This window comes from Faecalibacter rhinopitheci (assembly GCF_015234135.1).
Classification (GTDB): Bacteria; Bacteroidota; Bacteroidia; order Flavobacteriales; family Weeksellaceae; genus Empedobacter; species Empedobacter rhinopitheci.
In genome coordinates this window covers 141,182-163,787 of the sequence record NZ_JADGIK010000005.1, presented here as the reverse complement: position 1 = coordinate 163,787, position 22,606 = coordinate 141,182, and the positions used below count along the sequence as shown (strand labels likewise).

The 22,606-nt window shown below is 32.6% G+C and carries 19 protein-coding genes and 4 tRNA genes; 22 read left to right on the top strand and 1 reads right to left on the bottom strand.

Annotated elements, in window-relative coordinates:
• Positions 1-110: 110 nt before the first annotated feature.
• The 4 genes from IM532_RS08775 (at position 111) to IM532_RS08760 (ending at position 7,472) form a co-directional block, all read left to right on the top strand.
• The gene (locus tag IM532_RS08775; protein WP_194183078.1) at positions 111-2,528 is read left to right on the top strand and encodes an alpha-ketoacid dehydrogenase subunit alpha/beta; all 2,418 of its coding nucleotides are present in this window, start codon (positions 111-113) and stop codon (positions 2,526-2,528) included.
• An 86-nt stretch (positions 2,529-2,614) separates the two neighbouring features.
• Positions 2,615-3,880, top strand: a complete 1,266-nt coding sequence (locus IM532_RS08770) for a type IX secretion system plug protein (protein ID WP_228063695.1) — start codon at positions 2,615-2,617, stop codon at positions 3,878-3,880.
• 69 nt (positions 3,881-3,949) lie between these two features.
• Positions 3,950-4,936 (top strand): hypothetical protein, encoded by a 987-nt coding sequence (locus IM532_RS08765; protein WP_194183077.1) that lies wholly within the window; start codon positions 3,950-3,952, stop codon positions 4,934-4,936.
• A 1-nt stretch (position 4,937) separates the two neighbouring features.
• Complete coding sequence (locus tag IM532_RS08760; RefSeq protein ID WP_194183076.1) at positions 4,938-7,472, top strand: hypothetical protein; 2,535 nt, start codon at positions 4,938-4,940, stop codon at positions 7,470-7,472.
• A gap of 33 nt (positions 7,473-7,505) precedes the next feature.
• On the opposite strand, the gene IM532_RS08755 is transcribed toward IM532_RS08760, so the two are convergent.
• Positions 7,506-7,940, bottom strand: coding sequence for a hypothetical protein (locus tag IM532_RS08755; protein ID WP_194183075.1), 435 nt, complete (start codon positions 7,938-7,940; stop codon positions 7,506-7,508).
• A gap of 111 nt (positions 7,941-8,051) precedes the next feature.
• Between IM532_RS08755 and pruA the strand changes: the two genes are divergently transcribed.
• The 18 genes from pruA to rpoB all read left to right on the top strand — a co-directional run bounded on the left by pruA (position 8,052) and on the right by rpoB (position 22,564).
• Entirely contained in the window at positions 8,052-9,677 is a 1,626-nt protein-coding gene (pruA, locus tag IM532_RS08750) for an L-glutamate gamma-semialdehyde dehydrogenase (protein WP_194183074.1), read from the top strand.
• A 47-nt stretch (positions 9,678-9,724) separates the two neighbouring features.
• Entirely contained in the window at positions 9,725-10,648 is a 924-nt protein-coding gene (locus IM532_RS08745) for a cation diffusion facilitator family transporter (protein ID WP_194183073.1), read from the top strand.
• Between the two features lie 330 nt (positions 10,649-10,978).
• Positions 10,979-12,121: an acyl-CoA dehydrogenase family protein gene (locus tag IM532_RS08740; RefSeq protein ID WP_194183072.1), complete on the top strand. Its 1,143-nt coding sequence runs from the start codon at positions 10,979-10,981 to the stop codon at positions 12,119-12,121.
• A 68-nt stretch (positions 12,122-12,189) separates the two neighbouring features.
• Positions 12,190-12,384: a 30S ribosomal protein S21 gene (rpsU, locus tag IM532_RS08735; RefSeq protein WP_194183071.1), complete on the top strand. Its 195-nt coding sequence runs from the start codon at positions 12,190-12,192 to the stop codon at positions 12,382-12,384.
• 85 nt (positions 12,385-12,469) lie between these two features.
• The gene (locus IM532_RS08730; RefSeq protein WP_194183070.1) at positions 12,470-13,369 is read left to right on the top strand and encodes a tyrosine-type recombinase/integrase; all 900 of its coding nucleotides are present in this window, start codon (positions 12,470-12,472) and stop codon (positions 13,367-13,369) included.
• Positions 13,370-13,371: 2 nt separating this feature from the next.
• The gene (hpf, locus tag IM532_RS08725; RefSeq protein ID WP_194183069.1) at positions 13,372-13,665 is read left to right on the top strand and encodes a ribosome hibernation-promoting factor, HPF/YfiA family; all 294 of its coding nucleotides are present in this window, start codon (positions 13,372-13,374) and stop codon (positions 13,663-13,665) included.
• Between the two features lie 151 nt (positions 13,666-13,816).
• A tRNA-Thr gene (locus IM532_RS08720) sits at positions 13,817-13,890 on the top strand.
• Positions 13,891-13,921: 31 nt separating this feature from the next.
• Positions 13,922-14,003: transfer RNA gene (locus IM532_RS08715), tRNA-Tyr, on the top strand.
• An 83-nt stretch (positions 14,004-14,086) separates the two neighbouring features.
• A tRNA-Gly gene (locus IM532_RS08710) sits at positions 14,087-14,159 on the top strand.
• A 157-nt stretch (positions 14,160-14,316) separates the two neighbouring features.
• Positions 14,317-15,504: an elongation factor Tu gene (gene tuf / locus IM532_RS08705; RefSeq protein WP_194183068.1), complete on the top strand. Its 1,188-nt coding sequence runs from the start codon at positions 14,317-14,319 to the stop codon at positions 15,502-15,504.
• 65 nt (positions 15,505-15,569) lie between these two features.
• Positions 15,570-15,640, top strand: a tRNA-Trp gene (locus IM532_RS08700).
• A gap of 16 nt (positions 15,641-15,656) precedes the next feature.
• Positions 15,657-15,845: a preprotein translocase subunit SecE gene (gene secE, locus IM532_RS08695; protein WP_194183067.1), complete on the top strand. Its 189-nt coding sequence runs from the start codon at positions 15,657-15,659 to the stop codon at positions 15,843-15,845.
• 38 nt (positions 15,846-15,883) lie between these two features.
• Complete coding sequence (gene nusG, locus IM532_RS08690; RefSeq protein ID WP_194183066.1) at positions 15,884-16,429, top strand: transcription termination/antitermination protein NusG; 546 nt, start codon at positions 15,884-15,886, stop codon at positions 16,427-16,429.
• Between the two features lie 79 nt (positions 16,430-16,508).
• On the top strand, positions 16,509-16,949 hold the full coding sequence (gene rplK / locus IM532_RS08685; protein ID WP_194183065.1) for a 50S ribosomal protein L11: 441 nt from the start codon (positions 16,509-16,511) through the stop codon (positions 16,947-16,949).
• Positions 16,950-16,965: 16 nt separating this feature from the next.
• Positions 16,966-17,661 (top strand): 50S ribosomal protein L1, encoded by a 696-nt coding sequence (gene rplA, locus IM532_RS08680; protein WP_194183064.1) that lies wholly within the window; start codon positions 16,966-16,968, stop codon positions 17,659-17,661.
• A gap of 18 nt (positions 17,662-17,679) precedes the next feature.
• On the top strand, positions 17,680-18,207 hold the full coding sequence (gene rplJ / locus IM532_RS08675; RefSeq protein ID WP_194183192.1) for a 50S ribosomal protein L10: 528 nt from the start codon (positions 17,680-17,682) through the stop codon (positions 18,205-18,207).
• A gap of 47 nt (positions 18,208-18,254) precedes the next feature.
• Complete coding sequence (gene rplL / locus IM532_RS08670; protein ID WP_194183063.1) at positions 18,255-18,620, top strand: 50S ribosomal protein L7/L12; 366 nt, start codon at positions 18,255-18,257, stop codon at positions 18,618-18,620.
• A gap of 101 nt (positions 18,621-18,721) precedes the next feature.
• Entirely contained in the window at positions 18,722-22,564 is a 3,843-nt protein-coding gene (gene rpoB, locus IM532_RS08665) for a DNA-directed RNA polymerase subunit beta (protein ID WP_194183062.1), read from the top strand.
• Positions 22,565-22,606: the final 42 nt, after the last annotated feature.

Here is a 22,606-nt window from a genome sequence, read left to right as displayed (position 1 = left end):
ATACTAGTATGTTGATTATCTTTAAGTAAAATATAAGATCCAATAAGTTGTAAATATTATGATTAAGTTACAATTCTTTTATTAAATTTGTTTTGCAACAAACAAATGAAATGGAAACACTAGAAGTGAATAAAATTACTTTCGAAGAATTCAGAAATCAAATTATAAGTGATTATCGTGTTGCTTTCCTATCTCGTGAAGTTAGTCTACTTGGTCGTAGAGAAGTTTTAACAGGAAAAGCAAAATTTGGAATTTTTGGAGACGGAAAAGAATTGCCTCAAATCGCTATGGCTCGCGTTTTTAAAAACGGAGATTTTAGATCGGGATATTACCGAGATCAAACTTTTATGTTTGCGATAAATGAATTAACTGTAGAAAACTTTTTCGCACAATTATATTCTTTAACTGACCTTGAACATGAACCTGCATCAGGTGGTCGTCAAATGACTTCTCACTTTGCTACACGTTCATTAAATCAAGATGGAAGCTGGAAAAATTTAGCTGATCAAAAAAATTCTAGTTCAGACATTTCTCCTACAGCAGGACAAATGCCGAGGCTTCTAGGATTAGCACAAGCCTCAAAAGTTTATCGTCAATTACAAAATGCAGATCCAAATCAAAAATTTTCTAGAAATGGAAATGAAATTGCTTTTGGGACTATTGGAGATGCAAGTACATCAGAAGGACATTTTTGGGAAACCGTAAATGCGGGAGGAGTATTGCAAGTACCAATGATAATTTCTATTTGGGACGATGGATATGGAATTTCTGTGCCAGCTCAATTCCAACGTACTAAATCTAATTTATCAGAATTATTATCTGGATTTCAACGTACGGAAGAGGAACGTGGTTACGAAATTATCTCTGTAAAAGCATGGGATTATCCTGCATTAATAGACGCTTATACAAAAGCTGAAATGTATGCAAGAGAGCATCATATTCCTTGTATTGTACATGTTTCTGAATGTACACAACCGCAAGGGCATTCTACATCAGGATCTCATGAAAGATATAAATCTGAAGAACGTTTATCTTGGGAAAAAGAATTCGATGGAATTGCTAAATTCAGAGAATGGATTATAAAATTTGGAGAAACAGCTTCAGAATCAATTATTTCAAGAGATGAATTAATTGAATTGGAAAATCAAGTTAAAAAGGAAGTGCGTGACGCTCAGAAAAAAACTTGGGAAAATTATCTTAATCCAATTATTGAGTTAAAAGATAAAGCTGTTCTATTGTTAGAAAATGTGGCCAAAGAAAGTATTAATGGAACATTTGTAACAATTGAAATTGATCAACTTAAAGCTAAATCATCTCCTTTTAAACGTGATATATTTTCTGCAATTAGAAAAGTTTTACGAATAGTGCGTGAGGAAAGTTTGTCATCTAAAGTTGAATTAAAAGATTGGTTACAAAATCAATTAGATATTCAAGAAGAAATCTATTCCTCTTTATTAGTTTCTGGTACAGCGGTTAACGTTCCGCAACAAGAAATGAAATTTGAAGGTGAAGAAATTTATGAAGATGGACGAGTAATCGTCCGTGATAACTTTGATAAAATTTTCGAAAAATATCCAAATACTTTAATTTTTGGAGAGGATGCGGGAAATATTGGAGATGTAAACCAAGGTTTAGAAGGTTTACAAATAAAATATGGTATTGAAAGAATTATGGATACTGGTATCCGTGAAGCTACTATCTTAGGACAAGGAATTGGGATGGCAATGAGAGGTTTAAGACCGATTGCAGAAATTCAATACTTGGATTATGTGCTTTATTGTTTACAAGGGATTTCAGATGACTTAGCAACTGTCCTATATCGTACAAAAGGTGGGCAAAAAGCTCCTTTGATTATTCGTACACGAGGACACCGTTTAGAAGGTGTTTGGCATTCTGGTTCTCCAATGGGAGGAATTTTAAACCTAGTACGTGGAGTAAATGTATTAACGCCTCGTAACCTAACAAAAGCAGCTGGTTTTTACAATACATTATTACAATGTGATGAACCTGCTATTGTAGTAGAAAGCTTGAATGGTTACCGTTTGAAAGAGCAAAAACCTTCGAACATAGGAGAATTTACAACACCAATTGGAGTCGTAGAAGTAACTAAAGAAGGTACTGATGTAACTTTGCTTACATACGGATCAACTTGGAGAATTGTAATGGATTCTGCTAAAGAACTAGAACAACTAGGAATATCTGTAGAAGTTATTGATGCACAGTCTTTATTACCATTCGATATTAATCACGATGTGGCTAAATCATTAGTAAAAACTAATCGTTTAGTGATTATTGATGAAGATGTTCCAGGTGGAGCTACTGCATACTTATTACAAGAAATTATAGAGAAACAATCTGCTTATTTTAGTTTAGATAGTCAGCCTATTACAATCACTGCAAAAGCGCATCGTCCTCCTTATGCAACTGATGGTGATTATTTCTCAAAACCGTCTGTAGATGATATTGTGGAACGTGTTTATGCACTGATGCATGAGACAAATCCAGTAAAATATCCTTCAATTTTTTAAATAAAAATTAATTTGAAATAGTAAAGTGTTCAATCTTTTGGTTGAACACTTTTTTTATTATTGTATTTTAGTAAAAAAATATCCCTATGAGATTATTTAACATTGTTTATATAACTATTCTGTGTCTTTTTTCCACATTTGTCATTGGACAAACATTAGAAATATTACCGCCCAAAAATATAACTACTGTACAAGTGTTTAATCCACAGAAAAATGATAATACTGCAATTATTCGATTAGGATCAAATGAATATTTATTATTTTTATTTGATGATTTAGAGGCAGGATATAAAAGATACAATTATAAAATTGAACATAGAAATGCAGATTGGTCAGAGTCCAATATTTTTGAATCTGAATATGTAGTGGGTTTAAATAATGATTACGTTAGAACGTATAAAAATTCCTTTAATACATATAAAAAGTTCACAAACTATCAGATTCAATTTCCGAATAAAGATATGAATGTGAAATTGGGAGGAAATTATCTTTTAAAAGTTTATACAACTAATGAAGACCAACCAATTTTTACTAAAAGATTTGCAGTATATCAGGGTAATGTAGATGTAGGGATGAAATCGTCACGATATATTAATCCTACTTATAAAGATATCAACCAAAGAATACAAACTGTAATATCTAGCGGATCTCAAAATTTAACAGAAACTCCTGATGGTGGAAAATTATTTATCATGAAGAATAATAATTGGAATGAACATATTGCTGATATCAATCCAGATTTTACTCGTTCTAATCAATTAACTTATAATAATGTTGAATGGACTTTTGAGGGGGGAGGAGAATATAATTGGTTTGATACAAAAAATTTAGATGTACCTGGACTAACTACAGAACGAAATTTCAGAAAAGATTCTGTTTATCATACCGTTTTACGTGTAGATTTTCCGAAGTATAATTTACCTTATGATGATTATGGTGATGTAAATGGGAATTTTTATATTAGAAATAACCGCTTTGGGAATGAATATTTAGCCGCTTCGGAAGCTGATTATTCTTGGGTGTATTTTGCATTAGATGCTTTTGAAGATCAAAACGGATTATATGAGCCGTATGTAGTTGGAGCTTTTAATAATTGGGAAATATCACCACAATCTAAATTGAAATATAATCCAGTTTCTAAACTTTGGGAAAACGAATATTTTCTGAAACAAGGTTATTACAATTATCAATATGTTGTGGTAAATACAAAGAATAAAAGGGTAGAACCAAGTTATGTTAGTGGAAGTTTCTGGCAAACAGAGAATTTATATCAAGGCCTATTTTATTACCGTCCTTGGGGTGGTAGATATGATATATTAATGGGATATGGAGAAGTAAATACAAGAAATTAATATGTTAATCCAAGTTGTAAACTTGGATTTTTTTTGCTTTAATTTTAAGATTCATCTTACCTTTATATGATGAAAAACTTTATCTATTTTATTTGTTTCATATTATTTTGTGTTGGATGTAAGCAAAAAAATAATCATCCAATAGACTTTTATTATTGGCGCTCTAATTATAATATAAATGATGCCGAGAAAAAAGTAGTATCAGATTTAGCAGTTGAAAATATTTATGTTCGCTTCTTCGATGTAGACAAAAAAACGATTGAACCTATGCCTATTGGTGTAATAAAGAATTTTAATTCATCTTTTTTGCCAGTTAATTATATTCCTACAATCTTTATTACTAACCGAACTTTTGTAGGATTAAGTCAAGATAACGTAAAAGAATTAGCGAAGAATGTAAATAATTTAATCATAGAAATTGCCTTATCAAGTCAATTAGATCACTATTCAGAAATTCAAATAGATTGTGATTGGACGCTTTCTACAAAATCTAATTATTTTTTATTCTTAGAAGAATTAAAATCAATTTCAAAAAAGAATTTATCGGCAACCTTACGTATGCATCAAGTTAAATTTAAAGATCGAGAAGGAATTCCACCTTTAGATAAAATGGTTTTAATGTGTTATGCAACTGAAAATCCAAATGAAGTAGAAGAAAAAAATTCGATTTTAGATTTAGATTTAGCCAAAGATTATTTACAAAATTTAGATAAGTATCCCATAAAACTAGATGTTGCATTACCAATTTATTCTTGGGCAATTGTTACTAATCATTTAGGAAAAGTAAAATTAATTAATTCTTTTTCTGAAGATGATCTGAAAGGAAAGCCAATTATCAATAAAGGAAACGGAATATACGAAGTGACAGATGATTTTTTCTTGGAAAAATTTTATCTAAGTAAAGGATTCAAAATAAAAGTCGAAACTATATCTGAATCACTTTTAGAAAATACAAATTCATTTTTGGACAAAAAATTGAAGGATAATTATCGCATCGTATATTATCATTTAGATGAAAAATTCACACAAAACCACAACCTTAAATATCAACAATAAAATGAAAAGAATATTTCTAGGATTATCGCTCGTATTGGGATTATCAATTCCGGTATTAGCATGTGCTGACTCTAGCGAAGATTATGATTATTATAACCTTTTTAATCAAAGTCTTGTGAACTCGCCACAATATCAACCTTTTTTAATGACGATGGATAGTCCATTTTATGATACGAATGGTGTTATAGTTGTGGACGAAAAAATTCAAGATTGGTCAGAATATTTAAAAATCACTTATGAAGATGCCTACTATTTAGTATACAAATCAACAAAAAAATCTATTGATGAATTAACTAAAACTGGAAAAACAACAGATTCTAAGTTAAAATTTGCAAACTCAGAATTCATTCGAAAAAATAAACAAGCACTTTTATATCTTTCGTATGCCAAATATCTTGAGCCGTATATGAATCATAATTATATAGATACGGGCGAATCTTGGAGTTATGTAGAACGCAGCGATAAAAATGCAACGCAATTAGATGACCAGAAGGTTATGAGTGTTTTAACTAAAAGTTATAATGCAGAATCTGATGTTGATTTAAAAATGCGATATGCATATCAAATGGTTCGTTTTGCACATTATACAAATCAGTACAATGAAGCTATTAAGTTATTCAACAAATATGTTGTACCGTTAAATAGAAAATCTATAATGTATTATTACACACTTGACCAAAAGGCGGGTGCAGAACGTGCAGTTGGGAATTATATCCAAGCGAATTATGATTTTTTTGAAGTATTTTCTCATACTAAAAATCGAAAAGAAAGTGCTTTTAATTCGATGAAAGTTACACAAGATTTGGATTATGAACAAATGCTGAAAAGAGCTAAAACGAATGAAGAAAAAATAGATTTGTATCTTTTAATTGGATACAAAGATTTTAGTAATCCGTTAGCAGCAATGCGTCAGATTCTTAAAATTAATCCTAATGCAGAACAAGCTAAAATATTATACGCACGCGCTATTAACCTTATAGAGCGTAACTATTTACCACAATATGCAAATGGAAGTGTATGGTCTGAGATAGAAAGTAAGCCAATAAAATTACCTGCTCAGTTAGTTAGTCAGTATAATACAGAATTACCTAAAAATTTCTTGAACGAAGTTCTTTCATTAGGAAAGGAACAAGCAAATAAAACAAATGAAAAAGATTTTTGGAATTTATCTGTAGCTTATCTATCTACTATTAGTCGAGATTTTGGAGAAGCTAAAACTTTTTTAGCTAAAGTAAATAGTCATCAATCAGATTTTAAATTGCATAAAAAAATGATTGAAATGTTGAAAGATCTTAATCAACAAGACAAGATTACTTCTGCATATGAACAAACTATTATGCAGAAATATGGCGATATTCTGAATTTTGAATTAGTTTACCCAAAAGAATACACATATGGTGAGAAAATTTTTACGGATGAAGAATTAATGAAAAATACCTTCAAAGAAATAGCGAAGGATATTTTGGCTAACCGTTACTTTTTACAAGGTGATAAAGCAAAAGCATTTCTTATTCATAATTCAATATATGACTTAGCGAATAATGTGCAATGGCCATTACTTAATGAGATTGATGCATTAGATAAAAAACAGAATAAGAATTCGTTTGAGACTTTTTTAGTGTCTAATATTACTTATTATAAATATGATCCTAATACCTATGAATCTACAACAACGAAATCAAAATTTAAGTTAGCCGATTTTATTGCCAATTATAAAGGGACATTATATTTAAAAGAGAAAAAATTTAGTTTAGCTAAAACCGAATTCAAAAAAATGCCTCAAGACTTTAAGATAGAGGAAACAAGCTATTACGATGAAGGGAAACCTAATTCATACAACTGGTATGGTAATATATCTAATGGAATATTTGGGTATAATAAAATAGAATGTTTTAATTGTCCTGAGAGCCAGGTTATGGCAAAACCTTATATCAATGAATTTAAATTTATTCCTACAATATTAAATAAACTTCAATTAACAGATGCTCTAATCCAATTGGTAGAATTAGGAAAGAAGAATAATGAACAAGCTGTAAAAGCGAATTATTTATTGGCAAATTTTTATTACAATACAACATCACTAGGTTATTACCGTGAATTGTTATCTTTTGATAGAAATAATAGTAATGGCCCTAAATTTCATGATTTTATAGAGAAGAAAAATGAATATGAAAATGGAAATAAAATTTTCACTAATTATTATAAAAATTTCTGGATGAATTCTCAATACATCAATAATTTCGATTCAAGTTTAGAATATGCGAATGCTGCATTAAAGAATGTAGCCGATGCAGAATTAAAAGCCCAAATCTTATTTACAGCTGCAAAAGCAGATCAGGGAAAATTCTATGAATATGCGTCTAATAATTTGACAAGTGATAGATGGTATATTGATTATGCTACTCCAGAGATGCTTAGTTATAAAATCAAGAATAATAGAAATTATTTTAATCAACTAAAGTCTTTGTCTAAAACAAAAGCTTATAAAGAGATTAATACGAATTGTGTTTATTTTAATACATATATTAATTTATAAAATAGAAAAGGTTCTCTAATTAGAGAACCTTTTCTATTTTAATGAAATAAAACTGTTGGCCGGAATTTCTATACTCTTGGTAGGATAAGTTCTACCCTCTTTGTAAGATAATTGTAAGTAAGCGATGATAGTATCATTATGTGCTAACTTTCTTTCCTTTTCCTCAATAGTTACATTTATAGTATAATAATATTTATTTCCTTTCTTAAGCTGCAAAGCTGTATCAAAATTTCCAGTAATAATAATACTATAATCATTTATTTCCTTATTTTTCAGATGTCCGATAAATCTTTGGTCAGAAAAATTATGATTTAATTTAATCTCGTTAAGGTCAATTTGTGTAGATACAATAAGGTTATATCCACTCTTATTTTTTTTGATTGATTCAAGCTCTAACTGATGAGTCTTGTTGTTTATTTTGCAAGAAAAAAAAAGTACAGTAAATAATATGCTAAGTAGGTATTTCATTTGGAATTACAAATTATGATTCTCTATTCATAATATACAAATGTATCAAATGATTTGATTTATTTTTCATAATTTTGAGAAGTTAAACCATAACAAACAAAAGAATACAAAATGGCTAATTCATTTGCGCAAATTCCTGCTGTTATCAACGAGGAAGTAAAAGCATACGCTTTAGGATCTCCAGAGAGAGCTCAATTATTAGATACATATAAAAAAATGTATAATGAAGTAATCGAGGTTCCTCAGTATATAGGTTCTGAAGAAATTTTTAGTGGAAATAAGAAAGAAATTCGTCCTCCACACGATCACCAAAAAGTAGTTGGTTATTACCACGAAGGAACTCAAGCTGATGTTAAAAAGGCGATAGAAACTGCTTTGGCAGCAAAAGCTTCTTGGGCGGCTATGGCATGGGAAGATCGTGCGGCTATATTTCTAAGAGCAGCAGATTTAATTGCTGGCCCTTACCGTGCTATTCTTAATGCTGCAACGATGATTGGTCAATCTAAGAATGCAATGCAAGCAGAAATTGATGCGGCATGTGAGCTAATTGATTTTTTACGTTTCAACGTAAAATTTATGACAGAAATTTATGCAGATCAACCTGTATCTTCGACAGGGGTTTGGAATAAAGTTGAATATCGTCCATTAGAAGGATTTACTTTTGCAATTACACCTTTTAATTTTACAGCGATTGCTGGGAATTTACCATCATGTATGGCTTTAATGGGGAACGTTGTAGTTTGGAAACCGTCTGATAAGCAATTGTATGCGGCTAAAATTACAATGGAAATTTTCAAGAAAGCAGGTTTACCAGATGGAGTAATTAATATGATCTTAGCTGATCCAGCAGAAACAGCTACCACATGTATTTCTCATCCAGATTTTGCAGGTTTACATTTTACAGGTTCTACACATGTTTTTAAACATTTATGGAAACAAATCGGTAATAATGTAGATATTCATAAAACATATCCACGTGTAGTTGGAGAAACAGGAGGTAAGGATTTTGTAGTTGCTCATAAATCAGCTTGTCCTACAGAAGTAGCAGTAGGTTTAGTTCGTGGTGCTTTTGAGTATCAAGGTCAAAAATGTTCAGCTGCGTCTCGAGCATACATCCCTTCTAATTTATGGCCAGAAGTAGAAAAACAGGTGAAAGAAATGTTAGCAACTATAAAAGTTGGTAGCCCTGAAGATTTTTCAAACTTTATGACTGCAGTAATTGACTCATATTCATTCAAAAAAATCACTGGTTTCATAGATCGTGCTAAGGCTTCTGCTGAAGTTGAAGTAATTGGTGGTGGATATGATGATTCAGTAGGATATTTTATAGATCCAACTGTTATTGTAACTACTAATCCGAAATATGAATCTATGGTAGATGAAATATTTGGACCTGTTTTATCTGTTTATGTGTACGACGAAAATAAATATGAAGAAACTTTAAAATTAGTAGACGAAACTTCAGCATATGCATTAACAGGTTCTATTTTTGCTGGAGAACGTTCAGCAGTTGAGATTGCATATAAAGCTTTAGAAAACGCTGCAGGTAATTTCTACATTAATGATAAACCTACAGGAGCAGTTGTAGGACAACAGCCATTTGGTGGTGCCCGTGCATCTGGTACAAATGATAAAGCTGGTTCTGCGATGAACTTGCTACGTTGGACTTCTGTTAGAACTGTGAAAGAAACATTAGTTCCTGCAAAAGATTATAGATATCCATTTTTAGAAATATAAAAATTGTAACTTTGTAGCCCTGCATTTGCAGGGCTATTTTTTTGATAATGAGTAACAATTCCGAAACTGCTGTAAAAGCATCAGTATTTAGTATCATAGGAAATACCAGTTTAGCCATCATAAAATTTTTAGGTGGATATTTTGGAAATTCTTATGCGTTAATTGCAGATGCTATAGAATCTACTACAGATGTATTTTCATCAATATTAGTTTTTCTAGGTTTAAAGTATTCTTCTAGACCAGCAGATGATAATCATCCTTACGGTCATGGAAAAGCAGAGGCATTAATTACTTTTTTAGTTGTATTATCTTTAATAGTTGCTGCAGTAATTATTGGATATGAAAGTATTCAAAATATTATAACACCTCATGAAAGTCCTAAACCATTTACACTTATAATACTAGGAGGTATAATAATTTTTAAGGAAATGTCTTATCAATATGTTTTGAAAAAAAGTAGAGAGACAAATAGTTCATCCTTAAAAGCAGATGCTTGGCATCATAGGTCTGATGCAATTACTTCACTAATGGCTTTTATTGGGATTACTATTTCTCTAGTAATGGGTGATGGATGGGAAATTGCAGATGATATTACAGCACTTATCGCCTCAGGATTTATTATTTACAATGCGTATAAAATTCTTCGTCCTGCATTAGGAGAAATTATGGATGAAGATTTATATGGTTATGAAAATGAAAAAATAAAAATTATTGCACGTAAGGTTCCTGGTGTATTAGCAGTTGAAAAGTGTATCATTAGAAAATCAGGAATGCTTTATTTTGTAGATATGCATGCAGTAGTTAGTGGTAGTTTATCTGTAGCTGAAGGACATGCAATTAGTCATTTAATAAAAGATAGAGTGCGAGAAATTATGCCTCAAGTAGGGGATGTATTGGTCCATATAGAGCCAGATTTTGTATCTATTGAAGAATATCATAAAAATTTTAAAAAAATAAAAAATAAAATATAAAATATAACAAGAAAGAGAACTATATATAGTTCTCTTTCTTGTTATATCTAAATTAGTTCCAATTCAGATCTAATAAATTATAGAAAAGAATATATTCACTTAGAATATCTATTATAATCTTATATAAACCATTAATCTTTTATAGTTTGATAAGTATTTACAAAAGTTTTACTCAAATCACCCACTAATTATCTCGTCCTACTTTTAAAAGGTATTATTTACATTTTGCATAATTATATTAAATATAATGTATGTATCTGAGGTAAGATATTTTGTGAAATTTTGATATCGATTATATTTTATTAAATTTGAATTACCAAAGACAAAAAAATGAATTATTTAGAAAACGAAAATTTAAAATTAATAGCACAATCAGCAAAAGATTTTGCTGAACAATATATTCGTCCAAACATAATGGAGTGGGATGAAGCTCAAACATTTCCTGTAGAGTGTTTTAAAGAACTAGGAAAAATGGGATTCATGGGAATAGTGGTTCCTGAAGAATACGGAGGAAGTGGTTTATCTTATGATGAATACGTTACTATCGTGGATGAAATTTCGCAAGTGGATCCATCAATTGGATTATCAGTAGCAGCTCATAACTCATTATGTACGAATCATATTTTGACTTTTGGTAATGAAGAGCAAAAGAAAAAATGGTTACCTAAATTAGCTACAGCAGAATGGATAGGAGCGTGGGGATTAACTGAACATAATACAGGTTCTGATGCTGGAGGTATGTCTACTACAGCTGTAAAAGACGGAGATGAATGGATTATCAACGGAGCTAAGAACTTTATTACTCATGCAATTTCTGGCGATATAGCGGTTGTAATGACTCGTACAGGAGAGAAAGGTGAAAAAAATAATGCAACAGCATTTGTGATAGAAAAAGGAACACTAGGATTTACATCAGGAAAAAAGGAAAATAAATTAGGAATGCGCGCCTCTGAAACAGCAGAGTTAATTTTTGATAATGTACGTTTATCAGATGCAAACCGTTTAGGAGAAGTAGGGGAAGGATTTAAACAAGCTTTAAAGATATTAGATGGAGGTCGTATCTCTATTGCCGCTCTTTCTTTAGGAATAGCAAAAGGCGCTTACAAGGCAGCGTTAAAATATGCACAAGAACGCCACCAATTTGGACAAGCAATTGCAAATTTTCAAGCTGTAAATTTTAAATTGGCTGAAATGGCAACCGAAATTGAGGCTTCAGAATTATTAATTCGAAAAGCATCATATTTAAAAAATAATCATTTACCAATGGCAACAGAGGGTGCAATGGCTAAATATTACGCTTCAGAAGCTTGTGTTAAAATTGCAAACGATGCTGTACAAGTGTTTGGAGGTTATGGATATACAAAAGATTTCCCAGTAGAGAAATTCTATAGAGATTCTAAACTTTGCACAATTGGTGAAGGAACTACAGAGATCCAAAAATTAGTTATCGGTAGAAATATTTTGAAAGATTAATTAAAAAGGATTTGTTTAATAATTAAAGAGTTGTATATTTGCAATCTTAAAAAGAAATAGATAAAATTATGTTGATTATACCAGTAAAAGACGGAGAGTCAATTGAAAGAGCTCTAAAGAAATACAAAAGAAAATTTGATAAAACAGGTGTTGTTCGTCAATTAAGAGCACGTAAAGAGTTTATTAAGCCTTCAGTTATCAAAAGACAAAAGAACAGTAGAGCAATCTACAAACAATCTTTAGTAGCGCAAGAAGAAGCTTAATTGTTTTCAAAAAAATAAAGGAAATCTTTCGGTTTTCTGTAAACCTATTTGTTAAAGTACTATCTTTGATAAATAGGTTTTTTTTATGGATTATACTCAACGATTTTTAGATTATTTAGCGCTCGAAAAAAACTATTCTTCACTCACTATTACAAGTTATCAAAAAGATTTAGAGGATTTTAAAATGTTTTATCAGCAAGAAGAAAATGATGAACAAATACAACTTGCACGTAAAACTCATATACGTTCATTTGTAATGTATCTCTCTCAATTAAATAAATCAGAGAAAACAATTAATAGGAAATTAAGCACTCTTCGAAGTTTTTATAAATACCTCGTCAAAGAACAAATACTTACTATAAACCCGATAGAACAAGTTCATTCTTTGAAAAGAAAGAAAGAAGTAATGGTGCCATTTACCGAAACAGAAATAAGTGATTTATTGGATAATGAAGACTTTTTTACAAAAGATTTTGATGGAATTAGAGATCGCTTAATGATAGATATTCTTTATCAAACAGGTGTAAGAAGAGCGGAATTAATAAATTTAAAAGAATCTGATATAGATGAAATTGAATTATCAATAAAAGTTCTCGGAAAAAGAAATAAAGAAAGATTGATACCAATATCAAAATATCTCCTACAAGAAATTGATATATATAAGGAAGCAAAGAAAATAGCTGGACTGCATAATATACCATATTTATTCGTAACTACAAAGGGAAAACAGCTGTATGATACGCTTGTTTATTCAAAAGTAAAATATTACCTTAGTTTAATAAGTGTAAAACAAAAGAAAAGCCCTCATATGTTGAGGCACTCTTTTGCTACCCATATGTTAGACTCAGGAGCAGATCTGAATGCAGTTAAAGACCTTTTAGGGCATTCAAGTTTGTCATCAACACAAGTTTATACCCATGGGAGTATAGAGAATTTGAAAAAAGTGTTTAATCAAGCTCATCCACGTGAGCAAAAAAAAGAGTAAATATGACAATTAAAGTACAAGCATTAAACTTTAGCACTAAACCAGGTTTAGAAGAGTATTTAGAAAAAAAATTATCAAAACTGGATACGTTAACAGATAAGATTATTTCGGCACAAGTAAACCTTAGAGTTGAGAATACATCAGATAAAAATGATAAATGTGTAGATATTATTTTGGAAGTACCTGGAGATGATATTGTAGTAAAAAAATGTGGACAATCTTTTGAGGAATGTATTGATTTGTCGATAGATACACTAAAAAAATTAATTATAAGAATGAAAGAAAAGGTAGGGTAGTGATAAAACCTAACGCAAAAAAAAATAAAAATAATTTTACGAAAATTTGGATTATTCAAAAAACAGCGTAAATTTGCAGTCCGTTAAACAAAGAAATACAAGCATCTTTATTAACGGACTGTTCTTTTGAAATTGAGAAATTAAATTTTATGCCGATGTAGCTCAGTTGGCCAGAGCAGCTGATTTGTAATCAGCAGGTCGTGGGTTCGAATCCCTCTATCGGCTCAAGTAAAATATAATTTAGTTATTAAATTGAGGGGAGATACTCAAGCGGCCAACGAGGACGGACTGTAAATCCGTTGGTTTCACCTTCGCAGGTTCGAATCCTGCTCTCCCCACATTAACTAAATTTTAATCTTAAAACGTTTTGTAGATTTAAATTAATGATTAAATTTGCAAAGCTTTATTAAAGAAATAATACGCGGGAATAGCTCAATTGGTAGAGCGTCAGCCTTCCAAGCTGAATGTTGCGAGTTCGAGTCTCGTTTCCCGCTCAACTTTAGAACGAAGTTGAGCGTTGCAGGTAATTAGTTTTATCAAGAGCTCTTCAAAGTGAAAATACTTTATATAAAGCTTCAGATGCAGAAATGTAACTGAGTTAAATATGAATATTTAGTTTAAGTATAACAATAGAAATTAATAAAAAGTAAAATGGCAAAGGAAACTTTTAACCGTAACAAGCCGCACTTAAATATTGGTACTATTGGTCACGTTGACCACGGTAAAACAACTTTGACTGCAGCGATTACAAAAGTATTAGCTGATGCTGGTTATTCAGAAGCAAAAGCTTTCGATCAAATCGATAATGCTCCAGAGGAGAAAGAGCGTGGTATTACAATTAATACATCTCACGTAGAGTATGAAACTGCTAACCGTCACTATGCACACGTTGACTGTCCAGGTCACGCGGATTACGTAAAGAACATGGTTACAGGAGCTGCTCAAATGGATGGTGGTATCTTAGTAGTTGCTGCTACTGATGGTCCAATGCCTCAAACTCGTGAGCACATCTTATTATGTCGCCAAGTAAACGTTCCTCGTATCGTTGTTTTCTTAAACAAAGTTGATATGGTTGACGATGCTGAGTTATTAGAGTTAGTTGATATGGAGGTAAGAGATTTATTATCTTCTTACGATTACGACGGAGATAACACTCCGGTAATCCAAGGATCTGCTTTAGGTGCATTAAACGGTGAGCCTCAATGGGTTGAAACTGTATTAAGCTTAATGGCTTCAGTTGATGAGTGGATTGAAGAGCCAGTACGTGACTCTGAAAAACCATTCTTAATGCCAATCGAGGATGTATTCTCTATCACAGGTCGTGGTACTGTAGCTACAGGACGTATCGAAGCTGGGGTTATTAATACAGGAGATGGTGTTGATATCGTAGGTATGGGAGAAGAGAAATTAACTTCTACTGTAACTGGGGTTGAGATGTTCCGTAAGATCTTAGATCGTGGTGAAGCTGGTGATAACGTTGGTATCTTATTACGTGGTATTGATAAAGCTGATATCCGTAGAGGTATGGTAATCGCTAAAGCTGGATCTGTAACTCCACACAAAAAATTCAAAGCTGAGGTTTATATCTTAACTAAAGAAGAAGGTGGTCGTCACACTCCATTCCACAACCGTTACCGTCCACAGTTCTATGTACGTACAACTGACGTAACAGGAGAAATCCACTTACCAGAAGGAGTAGAGATGGTTTTACCAGGAGATAACTTAACTATTTCAGTTGAATTATTACAACCAATCGCATTAAACGAAGGTTTACGTTTCGCTATCCGCGAAGGTGGACGTACAGTAGGTGCAGGTCAAGTAACTGAAATCTTAGACTAATTAATAGTCAATAAATAATATAGGAAGATGTGGTAGTCTTCAAAAGGCTACCACTCTTTTATTCTACGGGCATAGTTCAATGGTAGAATAGCGGTCTCCAAAACCGTTGATCAGGGTTCGAATCCTTGTGCCCGTGCTAATTTCACAACGATATGAAAATCGTACAATACATTAAAGGATCTTATTTAGAGTTTAAAGATAATGTTACATGGCCAACATTTTCTAAGCTACAACAAGATACTATAATTGTTGCAATAGCTACAGTTTTGTTAGCTATATTTTTGTATGCGGTAGATTCTATTTTTGCATCATTGCTTAATGTAATCTATAGCGCATTTTAGTTATTTAAACCTATTTCCCGTTCAGTAATACAAGAATCATGAGTGATAAAAAATGGTATGTAATTAAAACTGTGGCTGGTCAAGAGCTTAAGGTTAAAGATTATATTGAAAGAGAAATTCAATACCAAAATTTGAATGATTATATAGGGCAAATCGTAGTTCCTATGGAAAAAGTGATTCAAACTAGAAACGGTAAAAAATATCAAAAGGAGAAAGTACACTTTCCTGGATATGTGATGATTGAGGCTGCACTACAAGGTGAAGTTCCTCACGTTATTAAAAATATCTCAGGAGTTATTAGTTTCTTAAGTGCAACTAAAGGTGGTGATCCTGTACCAATGAGACAATCAGAAGTAAACCGAATGTTAGGTATTGCTGACGAATTAGCTGTTAATGTAGATAATTCTTACATGACTCAGTATGTAATTGGTGAAACTGTTAAGGTAATTGATGGTCCTTTCAACGGATTCAATGGAACTGTTGAAAAGAATATTGAAGACAAACGTAAATTAGAGGTAATGGTTTTAATCTTCGGAAGAAAGACCCCTTTAGAGTTGAACTTCAACCAAGTTGAAAAGGTTTAATACAAATCTGTTTCAATAAACTTAAAGTAGAATAAATTTAGGCTGCTTCCACATAACGCTTAATTTTAAGATAAAAAAAATGGCAAAAAAAATTGAAAAAGTTGTAAAACTTCAAGTTAAAGGAGGACAAGCAAATCCTTCGCCACCAGTAGGACCAGCTTTAGGGGCTGCAGGTGTTAACATCATGGAGTTTTGTAAACAATTTAACGGACGTACACAAGATAAACAAGGTCAAGTATTACCTGTTGTAATCACTGTGTTTCAAGACAAATCATTTGATTTCGTAATTAAAACTCCACCAGCTGCCGTACAGTTAATGGAAGCTGCGAAATTAAAAAAAGCATCTGGTGTTCCTAACCGTCAAAAAGTTGGTGCAGTTACTTGGGATCAAGTAAGAACTATTGCTGAAGACAAATTGGCGGACATGAACTGTTTTACTGTTGAGTCTGCAATGAAAATGATTGCTGGAACTGCTCGTTCTATGGGTATAACTGTAAAAGGTGGTCAAGCTCCAGAATAATTAAAAACATTTAGACATGGCAAAGTTGACAAAAAAACAAAAAGAGGCTCAAGCTAAAGTAGATAAAAACAAACTTTACACTATTGAAGAAGCATCTGCTTTAGTGAAAGAAGTTAATTACGCAAAGTTTGACGCATCAGTAGATATCGCTGTTCGTTTAGGAGTAGATCCTAAGAAAGCAAATCAAATGGTTCGTGGTGTAGTTTCATTACCTCACGGAACTGGTAAAGACATTAAAGTATTAGCTTTAGTTACTCCAGATAAAGAAGCAGAAGCAAAAGCTGCAGGTGCTGATTATGTTGGATTAGACGAGTACTTACAAAAAATCAAAGAAGGTTGGACAGATGTTGACGTTATCGTTACTATGCCAGCTGTAATGGGTAAATTAGGACCATTAGGACGTATCTTAGGACCACGTGGTTTAATGCCTAACCCTAAATCTGGTACAGTTACTTTAGAAGTTGGTAAAGCAGTTGCTGAAGTAAAAGCAGGTAAAATTGATTTTAAAGTAGACCGTTACGGAATTATCCATGCTGGTATTGGTAAAGTATCATTCGATGCTGATAAAATTAAAGAAAATGCGAACGAATTAGTTCAAACTTTAATTAAATTAAAACCAACTGCTGCAAAAGGTACTTACGTAAAAAGCATCACGCTTTCTACAACTCAATCAGTAGGTGTTCCAGTAGATCCAAAAAGTTCAAACGCTTAATATTAGTAGACTATGGCAATGACAAAACAAGATAAGGCAGCAATGATCGAAGATTTACAAGTTGTATTAAATTCTTCAAAAATCATTTATTTAGCAGATATCGAAGGTTTAAGCGCTGTTAATTCTACTGAATTAAGAAGAGCTTGCTACAAAAGTAATGTTTCATTACGCGTAGTAAAAAACACTTTATTAAAGAAAGCTATGGAGCGTATCGAAGATAAAAACTTCGAAGAGCTTTACGGATCTTTAAAAGGTAACACTGCAATCATGACTGCTGAAGTAGGAAATGCTCCTGCTAAAGTAATCGAACTTTTCAGAAAGAAAGCTGAAAAACCTGTATTAAAAGGTGCATGGATTGAAGATAATGTATACGTAGGTGATGATAAATTACCTCAATTAGTAGCATTAAAATCTCGCGAAGAATTAATCGCAGATATCGTAATGTTACTTCAGTCTCCAATCAAGACTTTAGTTTCTCAATTAGAGAACAAAGACAATGCGTCTACTGCTGAAGAAGTAACTGAGGAAACTCCAGCAGCTGAATAATAAGCACTCATATAATAAATAGTTGTAAAACAAAAAAAATCAAAACAATGGCAGATTTAAAAAAATTAGCTGAAGAGTTAGTAAACTTAACAGTTTTAGAAGTTAACGAATTATCTACAATCTTAAAAGACGAATACGGAATCGAGCCTGCAGCTGCTGCAGTTATCGTTGCTGGAGGAGCTGCTGAAGCTGCTGAAGAGCAAACTGAATTCGACGTTATCTTAAAAGAAGCTGGTGCTTCTAAATTAGGAGTAGTTAAATTAGTTAAAGAATTAACTGGTAAAGGATTAAAAGAAGCTAAGGATTTAGTTGATTCTACTCCAGCAGTTGTTAAAGAAGCAGTTTCTAAAGACGAAGCTGAAGCTTTAAAGAAACAGCTTGAAGAAGCTGGTGCAGTAGTTGAATTAAAGTAATTTTACTTACAACAAGATATAGGTTTGGGCCTTCACAGCTAGTGAAAGGTCTAAACCTTTTTACGCATAAAGTCATTTTATAAACCAAAATTCATTCGAAATTGGCCACTAAAGCAACAACAAACAACTCGACTGAGAACAAGCAAAGATTGAGTTTTTCATCTGCAAAAGCAGTAGCTCAGTTCCCTGATTTCCTTGACATACAGATTAAATCCTTTGAGGATTTTTTCCAGTTGGAAACAAGACCTGACCAACGTGGGAACGAGGGTCTATATAGAACATTTGCTGAGAATTTCCCTATTACGGATACTCGCAATCAGTTTGTTTTAGAATTTTTGGACTACTTCGTAGATCCACCTCGCTACACGATTGATGAGTGTATTGAAAGAGGGTTAACTTACAGCGTGCCATTAAAAGCACGTCTAAAACTATACTGTACAGACGAAGAACATGAGGATTTCGAAACTGTGGTACAAGATGTATATTTAGGTACTATACCTTATATGTCTCCTTCAGGATCGTTTATCATCAATGGTGCTGAACGTGTTATCGTTTCTCAATTACACCGTTCTCCTGGTGTTTTCTTCGGTCAATCTTTCCACGCAAATGGTACGAAATTATATTCATCTCGTATTATTCCTTTCAAAGGATCATGGATTGAATTTGCTACTGATATCAATAGCGTAATGTACGCTTATATTGATCGTAAGAAAAAATTACCTCTTACGACTTTATTACGTGCAATTGGTTACGAAAGAGATAAAGACATTTTAGAGATCTTTGACTTAGCTGAAGAAGTGAAAGTTAATAAAGCCAACTTAAAGAAAACTATTGGACGTAAGTTAGCTGCGCGTGTTTTAAACACATGGCATGAAGATTTCGTGGATGAAGATACAGGTGAGGTAGTATCAATTGAGCGTAATGAGATTATTTTAGATCGTGAGACTATTATCGAGAAAGATCACATTGATCAAATCGTAGATTCTGGGGTTAAAACAATCTTATTACACAAGGAAGATATTAATTCTGCCGATTATAGTATTATTCATAATACTTTACAAAAAGACCCTACTAATACTGAAAAAGAAGCAGTAGAGTATATCTATAGACAATTACGTAATGCTGAGCCACCAGATGAGGAAACAGCACGTGGAATCATTGATAAATTATTTTTCTCTGATCAACGTTATTCATTAGGTGAAGTAGGTCGTTACAGATTAAATAAAAAACTAGGTTTAAATATAGCGGACGAAATTCAAGTTTTAACGAAAGAAGATATTATCTCTATCATTAAATACTTGATCGAATTAATCAACTCTAAAGCAGAGGTGGATGATATCGACCACTTATCAAACCGTCGTGTTCGTACAGTTGGTGAGCAAATGGCTTCTCAATTTGGAGTAGGTTTAGCTCGTATGGCTAGAACCATCCGCGAAAGAATGAATGTTCGTGACAATGAGGTGTTTACGCCAATTGATTTGATCAATGCAAAAACATTATCATCTGTTATCAACTCTTTCTTTGGTACGAACCAATTATCTCAGTTCATGGACCAAACGAATCCATTATCTGAGATTACACACAAACGTCGTTTATCAGCCTTAGGACCTGGAGGTTTATCTCGTGAGAGAGCTGGTTTCGAAGTACGTGACGTTCACCATACTCACTATGGTCGTCTATGTCCTATTGAAACTCCTGAGGGACCAAACATTGGTTTGATATCTTCATTATGTGTATTTGCAAAAGTTAATAACTTAGGTTTCATTGAAACTCCTTACCACAAAGTAGAAAATGGTGTAGTTGATTTAGATTCAGCTCCAATTTATTTATCTGCTGAAGAGGAAGAAGAAAAAGTTATTGCACAAGCAAACGTTGATATTGCTGAAAATGGTCAAATTTTAACTGAGCGTGTTACAGCACGTGAAGATAGTGATTATCCAGTTGTAGCTCCATCTGAAGTAGATTTAATGGATGTAGCTCCAAATCAGATTGCATCAATTTCAGCTTCGTTAATTCCTTTCTTAGAACATGATGATGCCAACCGTGCATTAATGGGATCTAACATGATGCGTCAAGCAGTTCCATTATTACAACCACAGGCACCTATCGTAGGTACAGGATTAGAAAAACAAGTTGCAAAAGATTCTCGTATTTTAAACAATGCTGAACGCGAAGGTGTAGTAACTTACGTAGATGCAAATAAAATTGTTGTAAAATATGATCGTTCAGAAGACGAAGAATTAGTAAGTTTTGATATTGCTGAAAAAACTTATAATTTAACTAAATTCCGTAAAACGAATCAAGGTACAACTATTACATTAAAACCAATCGTTAAGGTTGGAGAACGTGTAGAGAAAGGTCAAGTTTTAACTGAAGGATACGCAACTGAAGGAGGGGAATTAGCAATTGGTCGTAACATGGTTGTTGCCTTCATGCCATGGCAAGGGTACAACTTTGAGGATGCCATTGTAATTTCTGAAAAAGCAGTACGTGAAGATTGGTTTACATCTATCCACATCGATGAATATTCATTAGATGTACGTGATACTAAATTAGGTATGGAAGAATTAACTTCTGATATTCCTAACGTTTCTGAAGAGGCTACTAAAGACTTAGATGAAAACGGTATGATCCGTATTGGAGCAGAAGTTAAACCTGGTGATATCTTAATTGGTAAAATTACTCCAAAAGGAGAATCTGATCCAACTCCAGAAGAAAAATTATTACGTGCGATCTTTGGTGACAAGGCTGGTGATGTAAAAGATGCTTCATTAAAAGCGTCTCCATCATTACGTGGTGTTGTTATCGAGAAAAAATTATTCTCGCGTAGTATTAAAGATAAACGTAAACGCTCTCAAGATAAAGCAATTGTTGATAGCATCGAAGCAGAATTTGATGTTAAATTCAATGAATTAAGAGATATTTTACTAGAGAAATTATACGTTTTATTAAACGGAAAAACTTCTCAAGGTGTATACAATGACTTAAATGAGGAAGTAATCAAGAAAGGAGTTAAATACACACAAAAAATATTATCTAGCGTTGATGAATTCTTAAACTTAACAGGCCATGAAACATTATGGACAACTGATGATGATAAGAACGAATTAGTAAAAGAGTTATTACACAACTATAAAATTAAGTACAACGACTTACAAGGTGCATTAAACCGTGAACGTTTCACAATTTCTGTAGGGGATGAATTACCTGCAGGTATTGTTAAATTAGCGAAAATTTACATCGCTAAGAAACGTAAATTAAAAGTTGGGGATAAAATGGCTGGACGTCACGGTAACAAAGGTATTGTTGCTCGTATCGTTCGTGATGAAGATATGCCTTTCTTAGAAGACGGAACACCAGTAAATATCGTACTTAACCCATTAGGGGTACCTTCTCGTATGAATATTGGTCAGATTTATGAGACAGTATTAGGATGGGCAGGTATGAAATTAGGACGTAAATTCGCTACTCCAATCTTCGATGGTGCATCAGCTGAACAAATTGATGAATTAACAGAAGAAGCTGGATTACCACGTTTTGGTACTACGTACTTATATGACGGTAACACAGGAGAGCGTTTTGCTCAAAAAGCAACTGTTGGTGTAATTTACATGTTGAAATTAGGACACATGGTAGATGATAAAATGCACGCGCGTTCTATCGGACCATACTCATTAATTACTCAACAACCATTAGGAGGTAAGGCACAATTCGGAGGTCAGCGTTTTGGAGAGATGGAGGTATGGGCATTAGAAGCATTTGGTGCTGCTAATATCCTTCGTGAAATCTTAACTGTAAAATCGGATGACGTAATCGGACGTGCTAAAACTTACGAAGCAATCGTAAAAGGAGAGCCAATGCCAGAACCTGGTATTCCAGAATCATTTAACGTATTGTTACATGAGTTACAAGGTCTTGGATTAGACATAAACTTAGAAGAATAATAGGGCAACCTATTATTCTCCTTTTTCGTTACTATAATATAA

Bases quoted from the DNA above. Each gene is read 5' to 3' on its own strand.
- IM532_RS08770 (WP_228063695.1), top strand. From the start codon at position 2,615: ATGAGATTATTTAACATTGTTTATATAACTATTCTGTGTCTTTTTTCC.
- IM532_RS08775 (WP_194183078.1), top strand. From the start codon at position 111: ATGGAAACACTAGAAGTGAATAAAATTACTTTCGAAGAATTCAGAAAT.
- IM532_RS08745 (WP_194183073.1), top strand. From the start codon at position 9,725: ATGAGTAACAATTCCGAAACTGCTGTAAAAGCATCAGTATTTAGTATC.
- rplL (WP_194183063.1), top strand. From the start codon at position 18,255: ATGGCAGATTTAAAAAAATTAGCTGAAGAGTTAGTAAACTTAACAGTT.
- nusG (WP_194183066.1), top strand. From the start codon at position 15,884: ATGAGTGATAAAAAATGGTATGTAATTAAAACTGTGGCTGGTCAAGAG.
- rplK (WP_194183065.1), top strand. From the start codon at position 16,509: ATGGCAAAAAAAATTGAAAAAGTTGTAAAACTTCAAGTTAAAGGAGGA.
- rplA (WP_194183064.1), top strand. From the start codon at position 16,966: ATGGCAAAGTTGACAAAAAAACAAAAAGAGGCTCAAGCTAAAGTAGAT.
- rplJ (WP_194183192.1), top strand. From the start codon at position 17,680: ATGACAAAACAAGATAAGGCAGCAATGATCGAAGATTTACAAGTTGTA.
- tuf (WP_194183068.1), top strand. From the start codon at position 14,317: ATGGCAAAGGAAACTTTTAACCGTAACAAGCCGCACTTAAATATTGGT.
- IM532_RS08765 (WP_194183077.1), top strand. From the start codon at position 3,950: ATGAAAAACTTTATCTATTTTATTTGTTTCATATTATTTTGTGTTGGA.
- hpf (WP_194183069.1), top strand. From the start codon at position 13,372: ATGACAATTAAAGTACAAGCATTAAACTTTAGCACTAAACCAGGTTTA.
- IM532_RS08740 (WP_194183072.1), top strand. From the start codon at position 10,979: ATGAATTATTTAGAAAACGAAAATTTAAAATTAATAGCACAATCAGCA.
- rpsU (WP_194183071.1), top strand. From the start codon at position 12,190: ATGTTGATTATACCAGTAAAAGACGGAGAGTCAATTGAAAGAGCTCTA.
- secE (WP_194183067.1), top strand. From the start codon at position 15,657: ATGAAAATCGTACAATACATTAAAGGATCTTATTTAGAGTTTAAAGAT.
- IM532_RS08755 (WP_194183075.1), bottom strand. From the start codon at position 7,940: ATGAAATACCTACTTAGCATATTATTTACTGTACTTTTTTTTTCTTGC.
- IM532_RS08730 (WP_194183070.1), top strand. From the start codon at position 12,470: ATGGATTATACTCAACGATTTTTAGATTATTTAGCGCTCGAAAAAAAC.
- pruA (WP_194183074.1), top strand. From the start codon at position 8,052: ATGGCTAATTCATTTGCGCAAATTCCTGCTGTTATCAACGAGGAAGTA.
- IM532_RS08760 (WP_194183076.1), top strand. From the start codon at position 4,938: ATGAAAAGAATATTTCTAGGATTATCGCTCGTATTGGGATTATCAATT.